Origin of the sequence: Sphaerisporangium sp. TRM90804, assembly GCF_029846175.1 — a bacterium.
Lineage (GTDB): Bacteria > Actinomycetota > Actinomycetes > Streptosporangiales > Streptosporangiaceae > Sphaerisporangium.
The window spans coordinates 129195-147820 of record NZ_JARWAC010000019.1; the positions used below are offsets into that span (position 1 = coordinate 129195).

15 protein-coding genes are annotated in these 18626 nt (G+C 73.8%); all 15 read right to left on the minus strand.

Features of this window, described 5'->3' with window-relative positions; all coding sequences use genetic code 11:
• Nucleotides 1-37: 37 nt before the first annotated feature.
• Entirely contained in the window at nucleotides 38-2968 is a 2931-nt protein-coding gene (locus PYR91_RS24855; RefSeq protein WP_279783336.1) for a primosomal protein N', read from the minus strand.
• Between the two features lie 733 nt (nucleotides 2969-3701).
• A complete protein-coding gene (gene metK / locus PYR91_RS24860) occupies nucleotides 3702-4895 on the minus strand; it encodes a methionine adenosyltransferase (RefSeq protein ID WP_279783338.1) in 1194 nt (397 codons plus the stop codon).
• A 134-nt stretch (nucleotides 4896-5029) separates the two neighbouring features.
• Nucleotides 5030-5398 (minus strand): hypothetical protein, encoded by a 369-nt coding sequence (locus tag PYR91_RS24865; RefSeq protein WP_279783419.1) that lies wholly within the window; start codon nucleotides 5396-5398, stop codon nucleotides 5030-5032.
• A 100-nt stretch (nucleotides 5399-5498) separates the two neighbouring features.
• Nucleotides 5499-6719: a bifunctional phosphopantothenoylcysteine decarboxylase/phosphopantothenate--cysteine ligase CoaBC gene (gene coaBC, locus PYR91_RS24870; RefSeq protein WP_279783340.1), complete on the minus strand. Its 1221-nt coding sequence runs from the start codon at nucleotides 6717-6719 to the stop codon at nucleotides 5499-5501.
• A 22-nt stretch (nucleotides 6720-6741) separates the two neighbouring features.
• The gene (gene rpoZ, locus PYR91_RS24875) at nucleotides 6742-7005 is read right to left on the minus strand and encodes a DNA-directed RNA polymerase subunit omega (protein WP_279783342.1); all 264 of its coding nucleotides are present in this window, start codon (nucleotides 7003-7005) and stop codon (nucleotides 6742-6744) included.
• 116 nt (nucleotides 7006-7121) lie between these two features.
• Entirely contained in the window at nucleotides 7122-7733 is a 612-nt protein-coding gene (gene gmk / locus PYR91_RS24880) for a guanylate kinase (protein WP_279783344.1), read from the minus strand.
• Between the two features lie 119 nt (nucleotides 7734-7852).
• Nucleotides 7853-8176 (minus strand): integration host factor, actinobacterial type, encoded by a 324-nt coding sequence (mihF, locus tag PYR91_RS24885; protein WP_114031276.1) that lies wholly within the window; start codon nucleotides 8174-8176, stop codon nucleotides 7853-7855.
• Nucleotides 8177-8422: 246 nt separating this feature from the next.
• Complete coding sequence (gene pyrF, locus PYR91_RS24890) at nucleotides 8423-9121, minus strand: orotidine-5'-phosphate decarboxylase (protein WP_279783350.1); 699 nt, start codon at nucleotides 9119-9121, stop codon at nucleotides 8423-8425.
• A complete protein-coding gene (locus PYR91_RS24895) occupies nucleotides 9118-10092 on the minus strand; it encodes a dihydroorotate dehydrogenase (protein WP_279783352.1) in 975 nt (324 codons plus the stop codon). Before PYR91_RS24895 ends, pyrF begins: the two co-directional genes overlap by 4 nt.
• Nucleotides 10082-10978, minus strand: coding sequence for a dihydroorotate dehydrogenase electron transfer subunit (locus PYR91_RS24900; RefSeq protein ID WP_279783355.1), 897 nt, complete (start codon nucleotides 10976-10978; stop codon nucleotides 10082-10084). The genes PYR91_RS24895 and PYR91_RS24900 overlap by 11 nt, the downstream gene beginning before the upstream one ends.
• A 13-nt stretch (nucleotides 10979-10991) precedes the next feature.
• Complete coding sequence (gene carB / locus PYR91_RS24905) at nucleotides 10992-14282, minus strand: carbamoyl-phosphate synthase large subunit (RefSeq protein WP_279783356.1); 3291 nt, start codon at nucleotides 14280-14282, stop codon at nucleotides 10992-10994.
• On the minus strand, nucleotides 14275-15432 hold the full coding sequence (carA, locus tag PYR91_RS24910) for a glutamine-hydrolyzing carbamoyl-phosphate synthase small subunit (protein ID WP_279783358.1): 1158 nt from the start codon (nucleotides 15430-15432) through the stop codon (nucleotides 14275-14277). Before carA ends, carB begins: the two co-directional genes overlap by 8 nt.
• Complete coding sequence (locus PYR91_RS24915; RefSeq protein ID WP_279783363.1) at nucleotides 15429-16733, minus strand: dihydroorotase; 1305 nt, start codon at nucleotides 16731-16733, stop codon at nucleotides 15429-15431. The genes carA and PYR91_RS24915 overlap by 4 nt, the downstream gene beginning before the upstream one ends.
• Entirely contained in the window at nucleotides 16730-17665 is a 936-nt protein-coding gene (locus tag PYR91_RS24920; protein WP_279783365.1) for an aspartate carbamoyltransferase catalytic subunit, read from the minus strand. The genes PYR91_RS24915 and PYR91_RS24920 overlap by 4 nt, the downstream gene beginning before the upstream one ends.
• The gene (pyrR, locus tag PYR91_RS24925; protein WP_279783420.1) at nucleotides 17662-18312 is read right to left on the minus strand and encodes a bifunctional pyr operon transcriptional regulator/uracil phosphoribosyltransferase PyrR; all 651 of its coding nucleotides are present in this window, start codon (nucleotides 18310-18312) and stop codon (nucleotides 17662-17664) included. The genes PYR91_RS24920 and pyrR overlap by 4 nt, the downstream gene beginning before the upstream one ends.
• Nucleotides 18313-18626: the final 314 nt, after the last annotated feature.

Consider the following 18626-nt stretch of genomic DNA (forward strand, 5'->3'; position numbering starts at 1 on the left):
ACAACCTCCGGCGCTCCGCCGGTCGGCGAGCGTGCGGTCAGATCAGGTCGATCGGGTCCATGCTCACCCGCACCACGTCGGGAGCCTTGCGGGCCGATCTCACGCCCGCCGCGCCCTTCAGCGCGCGCGCGAGCGCGCCGCCCGCGCTTCTGGGCACGCGGATCATCAGCCGCTCCTCCACCCCGGCCGGGTCGCGTCTGGGGGTGTCGAGCGGCACCGGGCCGAGCACGTGTGCTCCCTCGGGCAGGCGCAGGCCGGCGGCCATCTCCCTGACGGCGGCGGGCGTGCCGGTCAGCGTCGCCATGTGGACGGCCGGGGGGAAGCCCAGGGCGGCGCGGTCGGCCAGCTCCCGCTCGGCGTGGGTGACCGGGTCCCAGCGCAGCAGCGCCTGGACGGCGGGCACGGCGGCGTCGGCGAGCACGACCAGCTCGGCGGCGGGGCGTAGCAGGGCGGCAGCGTTCATCCAGCGCCGCAGCGCCTCCTCCGAGGCGCGAAGGTCGGGGCGGCCGAGCATGGCCCATCCGTCGAGCAGCACCGCCGCCGCGTACCCGCCCTCGGCGACCGGCTCGGCCCCGGGCGTCGCCACCACCAGCGCCGGGGCCGGCCCGACGGCCGCCAGCACGCCGTCACGCCCCGACGTCCTCACCGGCACCGAGGGAAACGCCCGCCCGAGCTCCTCGGCGGTGCGCCGCGCGCCCACGACGACGGCCCTGACCCGGTTCCCCCCGCAGGAGGCACACCGCCACCCCCCGGCGATGCGCCCGCACCACCGGCAGTACGGCGCCGAATGCCCCCCGCGCAGCGCCAGCGGCCCCCCGCACAACGGCCCTCCGCCCGCCACCGCCGGGAAGCCCGGACCCCCCCGCGCCACGGCGGCCCCGGGGTCTTCGAGGGCTCCTTGGTGCGCCGAACCCCCGGCGGCGGTGGCGCTCCCCCGGCCCGCCGGGATGCCGGAAGTCCCCCCGCCCGCCGGGATGCCAGGAATCCCCGGTCGCCCCGTATCGGAAGTCCCCTGGCTCCCCGGGGTGCCGGAGGTCCCCCGACCCACCCGAGTGCCGGGAGCCCCGTGGCCCCCCGGGATGCCAGGAATCCCCTCGCCCCCCGGAGTACCGGGAGCCGTCTGGCCCGCCGGAGTGCCGAAAGTCCCCCGACCCGCCCCGGCCCTCCGGGCATTCGCGGCCCCTCGACCCGGCAGGCTCCCCTGGGCGGGCGGAATCGGGGCCAGGGCCTGGGGAGGGTGGACGCAGCGGGCGGGGGCCCTGCACGACTGGCAGGCCAGGGCGGGAACGTAGCCGCGGCGGGGAACCTGGACGAGGACCGGGCCGGTCGCCAGGCCCTGCTTGAGGGCGTTCCAGGCGACGCTGGGCAGGCGGGCGGCGCGGGCGGCCTCGTCCCTGGCGAGGTCGGCGTCGTCGCCCGCGGGGCGCACCCTGGGCGCGTGCCGCCGCAGGGCCTCGCGCGGCGGGGTGATCGCGCGGGCCCAGCCCGTGGCGATCATCTGCGTCGCCTCCGCGGTGCGGGCGTAGCCCGCGATCAGCATGGCCGCGCCGGTGAGGTGGGCGCGCAGCGCCAGGACCTCGCGGGCGTGCGGGTAGGGCGCCAGCCGCTCGGCGTGCAGGTCGTCGCCGTCGTCCCAGATGACCGCCAGGCCGAGGCCGCGCACCGGCGCGAACGCCGCCGCCCGGGTGCCGACGGCCACCCGGACCTCCCCCCGCAGCACACGCAGCCATCGCCGGTACCGCTCGGCGGGCCCGAGGTCGGCGGTCAGCGCGACGTGCATTCCCTCGCCGAGTGCCTCGCGCAGGGCGGCGTCGAGCACCGCCACGTCCTTGCCGTCGGGCGCCACCACGACGGCCCCCCGGCCGCCGCGCACGGTGGCCAGCACCGCCAGGGCGACCCCCGACGCCCACGCGCCCACGGTGACCCCCGCCTCCTGCCCGCGCCCCCGGCGCGCCTTCGCGCGCCCACCCCGCGCGCCGCCCTCGGCGGACACCGCGCCGGGGCTTCCGGGCGACCCGTCACCCGAGGAACCGTCACCGCCGGAGGGACGCCCCCCCGTACCCGGCAGAACGGCCCAGACCGCATGGGGCGTCCGCCCCTCGGCCAGGGCGGTGAGGAAGGACCGCCCCGTGGGGTACTCGCCCCAGATCCCCACCTCCCCCACCGGCGGCGCGCCGGAGGGCTCGGTGTGTGAGCCTTCGGTCTCCGTCTCGGCCGGGCCCACGGCCGCCTCGGGGGCGGCTGGGGGCGCTTCGGCCGTCTCGGTGAGCGCGACGCCGGGTTCCGCTCGCACCCGGGCCGCCGGCGGCGCCCCCTCGGCGGGCGGCGCCCCCTCGGCGGCGGGCGTCTTGCCGGCGGCGGGCGTCTTGCCGGCGGGGGGCACCTTCTCGGCGGGGGACGTCTTGTCGCCGGTGGGCGCCTCGGCGCGGCCCGAGCCTTCGGTCTCCGTCTCGGCCGGGCCCACGGCCGCCTCGGGGGCGGCTGGGAGGGCTTCGGCCGTCTCGGTGAGCGCGACGCCGGGTTCCGCTCGCACCCGGGCCGCCGGCGGCGCCCCCTCGGCGGCGGGCCCTCCCTCGGCGGGGAGCGTCTTGCCGGCGGGCGTCTTGTCGCCGGGGGGCGCCTCGGCGCGGGCGTGGCGGGGGGGTATGGCGAGGCGGAGGACGTCGGACATGGTGCCGGCGTAGCGGTCGGCCACGGCGCGGCAGAGAGCGGCGACCTCCGGGGTGAGCACGGGCTCGGGCGAGACCACGCGCTCCAGGGGGGAGAGCTTGCCCTCGTGCTCGGTGGTCGCCGCGCGCTCAAGCACGAAGCCGTCGACGAGCTTCCCGGCGAAGCGGACCCTGACGCGGCAGCCGGGAACGGCGTCGGCCGCCATCGTCTCGGGGACGAGGTAGTCGAAGGGACGGTCGAGGTGCGGCAACGGCGTGTCGACGAGCACCCGCGCGATCGGCGACTCCTCCGCAGGCACCACCGCCCCCTTAGCGGGCACCACCGCGCCTGTGGCGGGCACCGTGCCCGTGGCCGGGCTCGCACTCCGGGGCACCGCTGGGCTCTTGGGCGCCCCTGGGCTACCAGCCTGGCTCGCGCTGCTGGGCGGACCCGGGCTCTCGGCCTGGTTCGCACTGTTGGACGAACCAGGGCTCTCGGACCGGCTCGCGGCCTTGGACGAACCAGGGCTCTCGGACCGGCTCGCGGTCTTGGGCGGGCCCAGGCTCTGGGGCGGGCCCTCGGCTGGGAAGGGGAGGGCGTGGTGGACGTTCTCGCCGGAGGGCGTGCCGAGGGCCGGATCAGGGGTCCGGGTTGGGGCGGGCGCCTTGGCGGAGGTCACTTCAAGTTCCTACCAGACGGCGCCGACGGAGCGGGGGTGGGCTCGCGGCCCGCCAGAAGACGGGGGTGGGCTCGCGGCCCGCCAGAAGACGGGGGTGGGCTCGCGGCCCGCCAGCGGGCCGCGCGAAGTCGCCCCCGGCGGCTGGACGCCTCCCCGGCGGACACGTCCGCCGGGGTCGCCCGTTCGCCGGGAGCCCGTTCGTCCAGGCCCGTCCGGCGAGGGTGGCCCGCTCGCCGGGAGCCCGTTGGCCCGAAGGCCCGTTCGCCCGGGACCCTGCTCGCCCAGGGCCGCTCACTCGCGGGCCGCTCGCCGGGAGCCCGTTGGCCGAAAGCCCGTTCGCCCGGGGCCCGCTCGCTCGGGGGCCGTTCGACGGTCAGAGGCCGAGGGTCTGCCGGAGTTGGTCGGCGCGGTCGGTGCGCTCCCAGGAGAAGTTGGGCTCCTCGCGGCCGAAGTGGCCGTAGGCGGCGGTCTGGGAGTAGATCGGGCGCAGGAGGTCGAGGTCGCGGATGATGGCCGCGGGGCGCAGGTCGAACACCTGCAGCACGGCCTCCTGGATCTTGTCGACCGGCACGGTCTCGGTGCCGAAGGTCTCCACGAACACGCCCACCGGGTGCGCCTTGCCGATGGCGTAGGCCACCTGCACCTCGGCGCGGTCGGCCAGGCCGGCCGCCACGATGTTCTTGGCGACCCACCGCATCGCGTACGCGGCCGAGCGGTCGACCTTGGACGGGTCCTTGCCCGAGAAGGCGCCGCCGCCGTGCCGGGCCATGCCGCCGTAGGTGTCCACGATGATCTTGCGTCCGGTCAGTCCGGCGTCGCCCATCGGGCCGCCGATCTCGAACCGGCCCGTCGGGTTCACCAGCAGGGTGTAGCCGGTGGTGTCGATGTCGAGGCCGGCGAGCACGGGCTCGACGACGTGCTCCTTGATGTCGGGGGCCAGCATCTCCTTGAGGTCGATCTCCGGAGCGTGCTGGGTGGAGACGACCACGGTGTCGAGGCGGACCGGACGGTCGCCGTCGTACTCGATGGTCACCTGGGTCTTGCCGTCGGGACGCAGGTAGGGCACCGTGCCGTCCTTGCGCACCTCCGAGAGGCGGCGGGACATGCGGTGCGCCAGGGTGATCGGCAGCGGCATGAGCTCGGGGGTCTCGCGGCACGCGTAGCCGAACATCAGGCCCTGGTCGCCCGCGCCCTGACGGTCGAGCTCGTCGCCGGCCTCTTCGAGCCGGTGCTCGTAAGCGTCGTCGACGCCCTGGGCGATGTCGGGCGACTGTGCGCCGATCGACACCGAGACGCCGCAGGACGCGCCGTCGAAGCCCTTGTGCGAGGCGTCGTAGCCGATCTCCAGGATCTTCTCCCGGATGACGCCCGGGATGTCGACGTAGGTCTCGGTGGTGACCTCTCCGGCGACGTGCACCTGGCCGGTCGTGATCATCGTCTCGACCGCGACCCGGCTGGTGGCGTCGTCCTTGAGCATGGCGTCGAGGATCGCGTCGCTGATCTGGTCGGCGATCTTGTCCGGGTGGCCTTCGGTGACCGACTCGGAGGTGAACAGGCGGCGGGACAACTCAGTGGCTCCTCATGCAGCGGCTGCTGACGTCGTGGGCTTGGCACGAGACGGCCGAAGCGCTCCGCGCAGAGTGTAGCCTCACCCGCGGCGGCATCGCCCAACCGTCGTGACCGGTGGTCGTGGTCGACGGCCTAGAGGTCGGGAAGCGGATCCCTGGGCAGGTCACCCGGCGAGAAAGCCTCCGCGTCCGCCGCCCCCACGACGGCGACGTACTCCTCGTCGACCTCGAAAACCGTACCACCCAATCTGATCGTGGGCCCGGCGGCGAACTCCACTGGGCCCAGCCGGGTGTGTCGCGGATGCGTGGCCCAGACGGCAGCGGGTTCGAAGCGGCTGAACACCTTGGTGGCCAGCACGGTGATGAAGCGGTCGCTCACCAGGATCATGTAGTTGCTCACGCCCGCCGCGCCGACCATGGTGACCGGGAAGACGTAGTGGATCTCCTCGCCGGGCGGGAGCAGCGAACGGCAGCGTTGCCTCACGGCGGCGGTCACCGGCATCGTCACAGCCCCCTCGCTCGGGACTCCCCCAATGGCAGTATCCGCCGGTCGCCGGTCTCCATCAAGCGGCGGGGCGCGCGGATCACGCCCGGCGGGGAAGTCAGAAAAGGCGGGCGGCGACCAGGCCCCAGAGGGTGTCGGCCAGCTCCTCCTTGGGGCCGCGCGGCACCTCGACGGCCTCGCCGCCCGCGGCGAGGATGACCGCGGCGTTGTCGGGCGTGCCGAACGCCAGGCCGCCGCCCACCTGGTTGACCACCAGCAGGTCGCAGCCCTTGCGTTCGAGCTTGGCACGGCCGTTGGCCAGCACGTCGTCGGTCTCGGCGGCGAACCCGGCGATCACCTCGGGGGACGGCTTGCGCCCCTCCCTGCGCCGGTCGCACAGCTCGGCCAGGATGTCGGGGTTCTTGGCGAGCCGGATGGGCTCGGGCTCGCCGGACGTCTTCTTGATCTTGGAGTCGCTCGCCGCGATCGGGCGGAAGTCGGCGACGGCCGCCGCCATGACCACCGCGTCGGCCCGCTCGGCGGCCTCCAGCACGGCGGTGCGCAGCTCGGCCGCGGACTCCACGCGGACCACGGCGGCTCCGGCGGGGTCGGGAAGCGCCACGTTGGCGGCGACCAGGGTGACCCTGGCCCCCCGCGCCACGGCGGTGCGCGCCAGGGCGTACCCCTGGAGGCCGGACGAGCGGTTGCCGATGTAGCGCACGGGGTCGATGGCCTCGCGGGTGCCGCCCGCCGAGACGACCACGTGCCGCCCGGCGAGGTCGCGCGGGCGGCCCGCGAGGACCCCCCGGCAGACCTCGAAGATCTCACGCGGGTCGGGCAGGCGCCCGGGGCCGGTGTCGGCTCCGGTGAGCCGGCCCACCGCGGGGTCGATCACCAGAGTGCCCCGCTCGCGCAGGGTCGCGACGTTGGCGCGGGTCGCGGGGTGCTCCCACATCTCGGTGTGCATGGCCGGGGCCAGCACCACCGGGCAGCGCGCGGTGAGCAGCGTGTTGGTCAGCAGGTCGCCGGCGAGGCCGTGCGCGGCCTTGGCCAGGATGTCGGCGGTCGCCGGGGCCACCACGACGAGATCGGCCGCCTGCCCGATGCGGACGTGCGGCACCTCGTGGACGGACTCCCACACCTCGCTGGTGACGGGCGAGCCCGAGAGCGCCGCCCAGGTGGGCTCGCCGACGAACCGCAGGGCGTCGCGGGTCGGGACGACCCGGACCTCGTGCCCGGACTCGGTGAACAGGCGCAGCAGCTCGCACGCCTTGTAGGCGGCGATGCCCGCGCCCACGCCGAGGACGACACGCGGCCGGGAAGGGCCCTCGCCAGCCATCACGGGACTTTCTGCCGGACCCTCAGCCCTCGATGGGCTCGGAGGTCAGCAGACCCTCGGAGACCTCGCGCAGCGCGATGGAGAGCGGCTTCTCCTGGGCGTGGGTCTCCACGAGCGGCCCGACGTACTCGAGCAGGCCCTCGCCGAGCTGGGAGTAGTAGGCGTTGATCTGGCGCGCCCGCTTCGCGCCCATGATGACCAGGCTGTACTTGCTGTCGACGACCTCAAGGAGCTGGTCGATCGGCGGGTTGGTGATGCCTTCGGCTGCCGGGGCAGTGCCTGCCACGTCGTCGGCCTCTCATTCGGATGTCGATATCGGTCTCGGCGAAGGATACCAAGCTCTGACCGGTCGCCCGGACGTTCCGCCTGCGGCGGCCGTCCGCGGGGCACCGGCTCGGCCGCTCAGTGGAGCGGCGGGTCGTGCGTCAGCAGCTCGGTGAGCCGGCCGCAGACCTCCTTCACCGCCGTGTTGACCAGCGTGAGGTCGAACTCCTTCTCGGCCGCCAGCTCGACACGCCCGGCCGCCAGGCGCCGCGCGATGACGTGCTCGGGCTCGGTGCCGCGGCCGCGCAGGCGGCTCTCCAGCTCCTCCCAGCTCGGCGGGGCCAGGAAGACCAGCAGGGCCTCGGGCATGCTGTCGCGGACCTGCCGCGCCCCCTGCAGATCGATCTCCAGGAGTGTCGGCACCCCCTCGGCCAGCTTGCGCTCGACGGCCGCGCGGGGTGTTCCGTAGCGGTTGCCGGCGAACTCGGCCCATTCGAGCAGCTCGCCGCCGGCCACCAGCCGGTCGAACTCGGCGTCGGAGACGAAGAAGTACTCCACGCCGTGGGTCTCCCCCGGGCGGGGGGCCCTGGTGGTCACCGAGACCGACAGCCACACCTCCGGGTGTGACCGCCGAAGCTCGGCGACGACCGTGGACTTGCCGACGCCCGACGGCCCGGACAGGACCGTGAGGCGCCTTCCCTTCGGCCCGGAGGAGACGTCGGTCCCCTCCGGACTTCCGGATGGAGGCATGGGGCCACCGTCACGCGTCCCCGGCCCTCCGAAAACGGGCGCCTCGTGGGCGCCGCCCTCTTCGGGCCAGGACGTACCGGTCACACCACACCCCCGTCGATCTTGCAGGCGAGCCGAGATCAGCTCTCGGCGCCGCCGAACTCCCGCTCGAGAGCGGCCCGCTGGTTCGCACCGAGACCCCGTACGCGACGGGACTCGGCGATACCGAGCCGCTCCATGAGCTGCTTGGCGCGGACCTTGCCCACGCCGGGGAGCGACTCCAAAAGCGCCGACACCTTCATCTTGCCGATGACGTCGTCGGTCTGACCATCCTTCAGCACCTCGGCCAGAGAAACCGCGCCGTGCTTGAGCCGGTTCTTGACCTCGGCACGCTCTTTACGGGCCTTGGCAGCCTTCTCTAGGGCTGCGGCGCGCTGCTCGGGGGTCAGGGGAGGAAGAGCCACGCCGGGTCACCTCGAATTTCTGTCGATGTACTCGGACGGGAGGGGAAACTAGCTGGTCTTGGGCTTCCAGGCAACGTCAAGACCAGTTTCTGCCCCCAGAAATCTAATTTCCTCACCGTGGGTGACGCGCCGGTAGCGCTGCGTCTACGAAAACACGCCTCAACAGGGTTCTCACGCCCGTGACGAGCCGGTTGTGCGGCCGGCCCGCGCGACGCCGCGCGCCGGCCCCGGAGCCGTCCCGCGGGGTCAGCTCGGGACGACCCGGCGAAGGGCCGCGGCGATGCCGGCGGCGGTCGCGCCGGGGTCGGCGGAGCCCGTGATGGGCCTCCCGATGACGAGAAGATCGGCCCCGTCGGCGATAGCCTGCTCCGGAGTCGCTACTCTTGCCTGATCCTGGGTGTCGGAGCCGACGGGCCTGACCCCCGGGGTGATGAGCGTGATGTCGGGCCCGACCTCCGCTCGCACCGCGGCGACCTCGCGGGGCGAGCAGACGAGTGCCCGGGCGCCCGCGCCGACGGCCTCGACCGCCAGACGGCGCACGGCGTCCCCGGAGGGTCCCCTGACCCCCAGGCGCTCGAGATCGTCCTCCGAGAGCGACGTCAGGGCCGTCACGGCGGCGATGCAGGTGTTCGGGACGGCGTCCACGGCGGCCTGGATCATGGCGCGCCCGCCCGCGGCGTGCACGGTCAGGATGGCCGGCTTGAGCCGCGCGACGGCGCGGGCGGCCCCGGCGACGGTGTTCGGGATGTCGTGGAGCTTGAGATCGAGGAAGACCTGGACCCCGGTGGCCCCGCGAACCGAGGCGATCACGTCCGGGCCGTAACGCAGGTACAGTTCGAGGCCGACCTTCACGGTGCTCACGTGCGGCGTCACCGCGGCAGCCCAGCGGGCCGCCGTCTCCAGGTCAGGTGCGTCCAGGGCGACGGCGATGGGTGCGGACGTCACAGAGAGCTCTCCTCCAGATCGATGCGGTGCCGGGGCCCCGCCCCGGGCGGTCGGTGTGCCAGCCCGACGGCGTCGGCCAGGCGTTCGAAGCCGCGTTCCTTCAGGAGCTCCTCCAGCTCCCGCAGGATGCGCAGCCCCGCGTAGGGGTCATGGAACAGCGCGGTGCCCACCGAGACCACGCAGGCGCCCGCCAGGACCAGTTCCAGGGCGTCGCGCCCGCTGAGCACGCCGCCCATGCCGACGAGCGGCACGCCGGGCAGCGCGGCGTGCACCTGCCACAGGCAGCGCACGGCCAGCGGGCGCACCGCGGGGCCCGAGAGCCCGCCGGTGCCGGCCGCGAGCGCGGGGCGCATGGTGTCGACGTCGATGCTCATGCCCAGCGGCGTGTTGATCATCGCCAGGGCGTCGGCGCCGCCGTCGACGCAGGCGCGGGCGACCGCGACGATGTCGGCCACGTCGGGCGCCAGCTTGGCGACCACCGGCACGTCGTAGCGCATGGTGGCGCGCACCGAGGCGATCACCTCGGCCGAGGCGGCGGGGTCGCGGGCGAACACCCGCCCGACGTCCTCGACGTTCGGGCACGAGAGGTTGACCTCCACGGCCGTCACGCCGGGCGCGTCGGCCAGCCTGCGCGCCAGCGCGGTGTACTCCGCGACGCTGCCGCCCGCGATCGACACCACGGCCCGGGCCCCGTGGTCGAGCAGGCCGGGCAGCTCGGTCTCCAGGAAGGCGTCCACGCCGGGCCCCTGCAGGCCGACGGCGTTCAGCATGCCCGAGGGGGTCTCGGCCATGCGGGGGGTCGGCCGCCCGGCCCTCGGGGCCATGGTGATCGACCGCGTCACGACCGCGCCGAGGCGCCCGAGGTCGAAGAACTGGGAGAGCTCGGCGCCGGAGGCGGCGCACCCGGCGGCCGTGGTGATCGGGTTGGCCAGTTCGACGTGCGCCAGGTACGTCCGCATGTCAACTGACATGTCTGGTGTGCGCACCTCCCTCAGACGCTCGGCCCCCGGGCGCGCCCAAGGCGTCGAACGGGATCGTGCCGATGTCCTCGAACCTCACCCGCTCGCCGCGGAACACCGGCCCCTCCACGCAGGATCGCACCATGCGGGTGACGCCGTCGTCGCCGATGACCGGAAGCACGCATGTCATGCACACCCCGTACCCGCAGGCCATGGCCTCCTCGATCGACACCTGCACGGGGATGTCGAACTCGACGGCCACGGCGGTGACCCCGCGCAGCATGGCGGTCGGCCCGCACGCGTAGACGACGTCGGCGCGCGCGTCGGCGATCACCGAGGGCAGCGCGTCGGTGACCCGGCCGCGCAGGCCCAGCGAGCCGTCCTCGGTGGTGAGCGTGGTCGTCTCGCCCATGCGCCGGGCGCGCAGGGCGCCGAAGACGCGGTCGGCCGAGGGGGCGCCGAGCACGAAGTCGACCCGGCAACCGCGCTGCTGCAGCACGTCGGCCAGGGCGAACAGCGACGCCGAGCCGTACTCGCCGCCCACCAGCACGCACACCACCGGGTCGCGCGGCACCGGGAAGGGACGGCCGAGCGGGCCGACCAGGTCGAGGGTGTCCCTCGCCTTGCGGTCGGCCAGCCAGGACGTCCCCCGGCCGCGCACGGAGAACACCAGCTCCACCGTGCCGCCGTAGTCGGGCTTGACGTCGTGCACGGCGAAGGCGCGGCGCGTCGGCATGGAGGTGTGCGGGCCGCCGACGGCCACGGAGACGAAATGACCGGGACGGAAGCGCTCGGCGATGCCCGGCGCCACCACGGTCAGCGCGTGGTAGGCGTCGACGCGGCGCGTGGTCAGCACCGTGCCCGTCACCTGTACCGGTGTGCCGGCCGTCTCCTTCACCTCCCGCCGGTCGTCAGCCCCGCAGCCGCCGGGCGTGCTCCTGCAGCGACCGTACGCCCACCGAACCGGCGGCGATCGCCTGGATGCCCTGAACGGCGGCGCCCAGCCCCTGCACAGTGGTGACGCACGGGATGCCACGCAGGACGGCCGCGGTGCGGATCTCGTAGCCGTCCAGCCGCGGCCCGGACTGGCCGGGGCTGCCGAAGGGGGTGTTCACGATGAGGTCGACCTCGCCGTCCAGGATGCGCATGACGATCGTGGGCTCACCGTCGGCGCCGACGCCGTCACTCTGTTTGCGCACGATCTTGGCATGGACGTCGTTGCGGCGCAGCACCTCCGCGGTTCCCTCGGTGGCGAGGATCTCGAAGCCCAGGTCGGCCAGCGCCTTCACCGGGAAGATCATGGCGCGCTTGTCGCGGTTGGCGACCGAGACGAACGCCCGCCCCTTGGTCGGCAGCGAGCCGTACGCCGCCGCCTGCGACTTGGCGTAGGCGGTGCCGAAGACCTCGTCGATGCCCATCACCTCGCCCGTGGAGCGCATCTCCGGGCCCAGGACGATGTCGACGCCCAGGAACCGGTTGAAGGGCAGCACGGCCTCCTTGACGGCGATGGGGGCGTCCAGCGGCAGCGTGCCGCCGTCCCCATCACGGGGCAGCATGCCCTCCTCGCGCAGCCCGGCGACGGTGGCGCCGAGCATGATGCGCGCCGCGGCCTTGGCCAGCGGCACCGCCGTCGCCTTGGACACGAACGGCACCGTGCGGCTCGCGCGGGGGTTGGCCTCCAGCACGTACAGCACCCCGGCGGCCATGGCGTACTGGACGTTCAGGAGCCCGCGCACGCCCACCCCGCGGGCGATGGCCTCGGTGGCCGCGCGGATGCGCTTGATGTCGAACCCGCCGAGCGTGATCGGCGGCAGCGCGCACGCCGAGTCACCGGAGTGGATGCCGGCCTCCTCGATGTGCTCCATGACGCCGCCGAGGTACAGCTCGGCGCCGTCGTAGAGGGCGTCCACGTCGATCTCGATGGCCTCGTCGAGGAACTTGTCGATCAGCACGGGGTGGTCGCTGGCCGCGCCGGCCAGCGCCATGTAGGAGCCGAGCGTGCGGTCGTCGTAGACGATGGCCATGCCGGCGCCGCCGAGGACGTAGGAGGGCCGGACGAGCACCGGGTAGCCGATCTCCTCGGCGATGGCGCGCGCCTCCTCCACGGTGACGGCGATGCCGTGCCGGGGGGCGGCCAGCCCGGCCTCGGCCAGCACCCGCCCGAAGGCGCCGCGGTCCTCGGCCAGGTGGATCGACTCGGGGCTGGTGCCGACCACGGGCACGCCCTCGTCCTTGAGCGCCTGGGCCAGCCCCAGCGGCGTCTGCCCGCCGAGCTGCACGATCACCCCGGCGACCGGGCCGGTCTCCTGCTCGGCCCGCACGACCTCCAGGACGTCCTCCAGGGTGAGCGGCTCGAAGTAGAGCCGGTCGGAGGTGTCGTAGTCGGTCGAGACGGTCTCCGGGTTGCAGTTGACCATCACGGTCTCGTACCCGGCGGCCGACAGTTCGAACGACGCGTGCACGCAGGCGTAGTCGAACTCGATGCCCTGCCCGATGCGGTTCGGCCCACTGCCCAGGATGATCACCTTGGGGCGGTCGCCGTAGGGGACCTCGGTCTCCTCGTCGTAGGTGGAGTACAGGTAGGGCGTCTTGGCGGCGAACTCCGCCGCGCAGGTGTCCACGGTGTTGTAGACCGGGTGCACGCCCAGGCTGTGGCGCAGCCGCCGGACCTCGGCCTCGGCCATGCCGAGGATCTCGCCGATCTGCACGTCGCTGAAGCCGTGCCGCTTGGCGCGGGCGAGGGCGCCGGGCTCGGGCCCGGCCTCGGCCAGGGCACGCGCCTCCTCGTCCAGCAGGTAGAGCTGGTCGAGGAACCACGGGTCGACGCTGGTGGCCTCGTGGAGCTGCTCGATGGTCGCGCCGGCCCTGATGGCCTGCTGCATGGTGCGCAGGCGGCCGTCGTGCGGGGTGCGGCAGGCGTCCAGGAGCCCCGTCAGGCCCGCGGGCTCCCCGGCCCACGTGAACGACGAGCCCTTCTTCTCCAGCGATCTGAGGGCCTTCTGAAGCGCCTCGGGGAAGGACCTGCCGATCGCCATGGCCTCGCCCACCGACTTCATGTGGGTGGTGAGGGTCTGGTCGGCCCCGGCGAACTTCTCGAAGGCGAACCGCGGCACCTTCACCACGACGTAGTCGAGCGACGGCTCGAACGACGCCGGGGTCTCGCGGGTGATGTCGTTGGGGATCTCGTCGAGGGTGTAGCCGACGGCGAGCTTGGCCGCGATCTTGGCGATCGGGAAGCCGGTGGCCTTGGACGCCAGCGCGCTGGAGCGCGACACGCGCGGGTTCATCTCGATGACGACCATGCGCCCGGTGGAGGGCTCGACGGCGAACTGGATGTTGCAGCCGCCGGTGTCGACGCCGACCTCGCGGATGACCGCGATCGCGACGTCGCGCATGTTCTGGTACTCGCGGTCGGTCAGCGTCAGGGCGGGGGCCACGGTGACGCTGTCGCCGGTGTGCACGCCCATCGGGTCGATGTTCTCGATGGAGCAGACGATGACGACGTTGTCGGCCCGGTCGCGCATGACCTCCAGCTCGTACTCCTTCCAGCCGAGGATGGACTCCTCCAGGAGCACCTCGGTGGTCGGCGACGCGTCCAGGCCGGCGCCGGCGATGCGCCGCAGGCCCTCCTCGTCGTAGGCGAGGCCGGACCCGGCGCCGCCCATGGTGAAGCTGGGCCGCACGACCACGGGGTAGCCGAGGTCGGCCGCCGCCTGGAGGCACTCGCCGAGCGTGTGGCAGATCACCGACCGCGCGGACTCGGCGTTGAAACCGTGCTCGGCGGCCACCTTGGCCACGATGTCCTTGAACTGCTCCCGGTTCTCCCCCGCCTGGATGGCGGCGACGTCCGCGCCGATCAGCTCGACGCCGTAGCGCTCCAGCACGCCGGCCTCGTGCAGCGCGATCGCCGTGTTGAGCGCCGTCTGACCGCCCAGGGTGGGCAGCAGGGCGTCCGGCCGCTCCTTGGCGATGATCTTCTCCACGATGTCGGGCGTGATCGGCTCGACGTAGGTGGCGTCGGCGAACTCCGGGTCCGTCATGATCGTCGCCGGGTTGCTGTTGACCAGGACGACGCGGTACCCCTCGGCGCGCAGCACCCTGCACGCCTGGGTGCCGGAGTAGTCGAACTCGGACGCCTGCCCGATCACGATCGGCCCCGACCCGATGACCATGATCGAGGTGATGTCCGTGCGCTTAGACACGCGTACCGCCCTTCCCCTGAACCGTGGTGCCCGGACGCGCCATCAGGGCGCAGAAGTCGTCGAACAGGCCGGCGGCGTCGTGCGGGCCCGCCGCGGCCTCGGGGTGGTACTGGACGCTGAACGCCGGACGGTCGAGCAGGCGCAGGCCCTCGACGCAGCCGTCGTTGAGGTTCACGTGGCTGACCTCCGCGCGCCCGTAGGGCGTGTCGAAGGGGCCGTCCAGCGGCGCCTCGACGGCGAAGCCGTGGTTGTGCGCGGAGATGTCGACCTTGCCGGTGCGGCGGTCCTGGACCGGCTGGTTGACGCCGCGGTGGCCGTACCTGAGCTTGTAGGTGCCGAGCCCGAGCGCCCGGCCGAGCATCTGGTTGCCGAAGCAGATGCCGAAGACCGGCCTGCCGGCGTCCAGCACGCCGCTGAGCGTCTGGACGGCGTAGTCGGCCGCCGCAGGGTCGCCGGGCCCGTTCGACAGGAACACCCCGTCGGGGTCGAGCGCCAGCACGTCGGCCGCCGAAGCCGTCGCGGGCAGCACGTGCACCTCACAGCCGCGCTCGGCCATGCGGTAGGGGGTCATGGCCTTGATGCCGAGGTCGACGGCCGCCACGGTGAAGCGCTTGGGGCCGCGCGCCGGGACGACGTACGGCTCGGCCGTGGAGACCTCGCGGGCCAGGTCGGCGCCGACCATCGACGGGCTGGAGCGCACCCGCTCGACCAGCTCCTCGACCGGGGCCGAGGGGGCGGTGAACACCCCGGCGCGCATGGCGCCGCGCTCGCGCAGGTGGCGGGTGAGGGCCCGCGTGCCGGGCATGGCGATGCCGACCACGCCCTGGGCGCGCAGCTCCTCCTCCAGCGAGCGGCGCGAGCGCCAGTTCGACGGGATGCGCGCGGGCTCACGCACGACGTACCCGGCGACCCAGACGCGCGAGGATTCAGGGTCCTCGTCGTTGACACCGGTGTTGCCGATGTGGGGGGCGGTCATCGCCACGATCTGCCGGTGGTAGGAGGGGTCGGTGAGGGTCTCCTGGTAGCCGGTCATGCCGGTGGAGAACACCATCTCGCCGAACGTCTCCCCCTCGGCGCCGTACGGCTCGCCGTGGAAGACCCGGCCGTCCTCCAGCACCAGGACGGCCGTGCCGGTGGTCGCGCGCGTCACGTGAGCTTCCCTTCGAAGACGGTGGGGCGGCCGCGCAGGAACGTCGCGACGACCGTGCCGGGCAGCGTCATGCCCTGGTAGGGGGTGTTACGGCTCTTGGAGGCGAACCCGCCGGGGTCGACGGCCCCGCGCGTCGCGGGGTCGAACAGGGTCAGGTTGGCCGGGGCGCCGGCCTCGACCGGCCCGCCCTGGCCGGTCAGCCGGCCGATGCGCGCGGGACGGGCCGACATGCGGTCGGCGACGCCGGCCCAGTCGAGCAGGCCGGTCTCGACCATGGCCTCCTGGACCACCGACAGGGCGGTCTCCAGGCCGATCATGCCCATGGCCGCCGCCGGCCACTCGGTCTCCTTGTCCTCGACCGGGTGGGGGGCGTGGTCGGTGGCCACGCAGTCGATCGTGCCGTCGGCGAGCGCCTCGCGCAGCGCCAGCACGTCGGCGTCGGTGCGCAGCGGCGGGTTCACCTTGTACAGCGGGTTGTAGGGCCCCACCGGCGAGCTCTCGGCGCGGGAGTCGGTGAGCAGCAGGTGGTGCGGGGTGACCTCGGCGGTGACGTCCCAGCCCTTGGACTTGGCCCAGCGGAGGATCTCGACCGACCCGGCCGTGGACACGTGGCAGACGTGCAGGCGGGAGCCGACGTGCGCGGCCAGCAGGCAGTCGCGGGCGATGATCGCCTCCTCGGCCACGGCCGGCCAGCCGGTCAGGCCGAGCCGCCCCGACACCGCGCCCTCGTTCATCTGCGCGCCCTCGGTGAGACGGGGCTCCTGCGCGTGCTGGGCGACGACGCCGTCGAACGCCTTGACGTACTCCAGGGCGCGGCGCATCAGCACGGCGTCGGAGACGCAGACGCCGTCGTCGGAGAAGACCCGCACGCGGGCCGCGCTGTCGGCCATCGCGCCGAGCTCGGCGAGCTGCCGGCCGGCCAGACCGGAGGTCACCGCGCCCACCGGGTGCACGTCGCAGTGCCCGGCCTGGCGGCCGAGCCGCCACACCTGCTCCACGACGCCCGCGGTGTCGGCCACCGGGGAGGTGTTGGCCATGGCGTGCACGGCGGTGTAGCCGCCGAGGGCGGCGGCGGCCGTGCCGGAGGCGACGGTCTCGGCGTCCTCGCGGCCCGGCTCGCGCAGGTGGGTGTGCAGGTCGACCAGGCCCGGCAGCGCGACCAGGCCGTCGGCGTCGACACGCGTGGCGCCGGCGGCGTCCACCCGGCCCGGCTCGCCCACCTCGGCGACGACCCCGCCGTCCAGCAGGATGTCGCGCGGCGCGCCGCCGAGCAGGCGGGCGCCTGTCAGAAGGTAGGTCACTGGGTTCCCCCGATCGCGGGCTCGGAGCCGGACAGAAGCAGGTAGAGCACGGCCATGCGCACGGTCACGCCGTTGGTGACCTGTTCCACGATGGTGGAGCGCCCGGAGTCGGCCACCTCGGCGGCGATCTCCATGCCGCGGTTCATCGGGCCGGGGTGCATCACGATCGCGCCCTCCGGCATCCTTCCCAGGCGCTCGGGGTCCAGACCGTAGCGGCGGCTGTACTCCCGGGCGGAGGGGAAGTAGGAGGCGTTCATGCGCTCGTGCTGCACGCGCAGCATCATGACGACGTCCGACTTGGGCAGCACGGCGTCGAAGTCGTAGGAGACCTCGCAGGGCCAGTCGCCCATCGACACCGGCACCAGCGTGGGCGGCGCGACCAGGGTCACCTGGGCGCCGAGGGTGTGCAGCAGGTGGACGTTGGAGCGCGCGACCCTGCTGTGCAGCACGTCGCCGACGATGGTCACCCTGCGGCCGTCCAGGTCGCCCAGGCGGCGGCGCATGGTGAAGGCGTCGAGCAGCGCCTGGGTCGGGTGCTCGTGGGTGCCGTCGCCGGCGTTGACGACGCTGCCGTCGACCCAGGTGGCCAGCCGGTGCGGGGCGCCGGAGGCGCCGTGGCGCACCACCACCGCGTCGGCGCCCATGGCCTGCAGGGTGAGGGCGGTGTCCTTGAGGCTCTCGCCCTTGGAGACGCTCGACCCCTTCGCCGAGAAGTTGATCACGTCGGCGGAGAGCCGCTTGGCGGCGGCCTCGAAGGAGATGCGGGTGCGGGTGGAGTCCTCGAAGAACAGGTTCACCACCGTGCGGCCGCGCAGGGTGGGCAGCTTCTTGATGGAACGGTCCGCCACCTGCGCCAGGTGCTCAGCGGTGTCCAGGATCAACAGGGCGTCGTCGCGCGAGAGGTCGGAGGTGGAGAGCAGGTGCCGGTTCATCGCAGGCCTCCCCGCAGCAGCACGGCGTCGCGCTGGTCGGTCTCGGCCAGGCAGACGCGGACGGTCTCGGCGCGTGAGGTGGGCAGGTTCTTGCCGACGTGGTCGGCGCGGATCGGCAGCTCGCGGTGGCCGCGGTCGACCAGGACGGCGAGCCGGACGGCCGTGGGGCGCCCCAGGTCGTTGAGCGCGTCGAGGGCGGCGCGTACGGTGCGGCCGGAGTACAGGACGTCGTCGACCAGCACCACGATGCGGCCGTCGACGCCCTCGGTGGGCAGGTCGGTCCTGCCGAGCGCGCGGGCGGGCTTGAGCCGCAGGTCGTCGCGGTACATCGTCACGTCGAGCGACCCGAACGCCACCGGCTGGCCCTCCACCTGCTCGATGCGGTCGGCGAGCCGGCGGGCGAGGATGGTGCCCCGGGTGGGGATGCCGAGCAGGAGGAGCTTCTCGGGGCCCTTCGCGCGTTCGAGGATCTCGTGGGCGATGCGGGTGAGGGCCCGGTTGATGTCGGGGGCCTCGAGCACGGCCCGCTCGTCTCCGGCGTACTCGTCGCCGGGCCGGGGGCCCTCGGGCGTCTCGGCGGCGTCGCGGGGGGATTGCCCCGCCATGGGCCGCCGGTCGTCGCGCGCCTGGTTCTGGGCGCCGTTCATGGAGGTCACCGCCTTTCCCGCCTCACGGGACGGGTCTTAAAGGAAGCTGGTTCCCCCACGTTAGCAGCCCCCCGGAAACCTCCCGAACAGGTATGGTCGTCGCAAGCTGCAACGATGCCCTCAAACCGGACGGGGACCGCACGGTACCTGAGGGCGACGGGGGTGGGGCGTGTCGTGTTCACGCGTAAGCGCTTTCCGGCGGGGAGCCGCCGTACCGGTGCGGCGGCCGCGGCCGCTGCGACGGAGCAGATCAGGGCGGAAACCGGACAGGATTCGGCATCATTTTTCCAATCAGCTTGACCAAACTCGCCCAC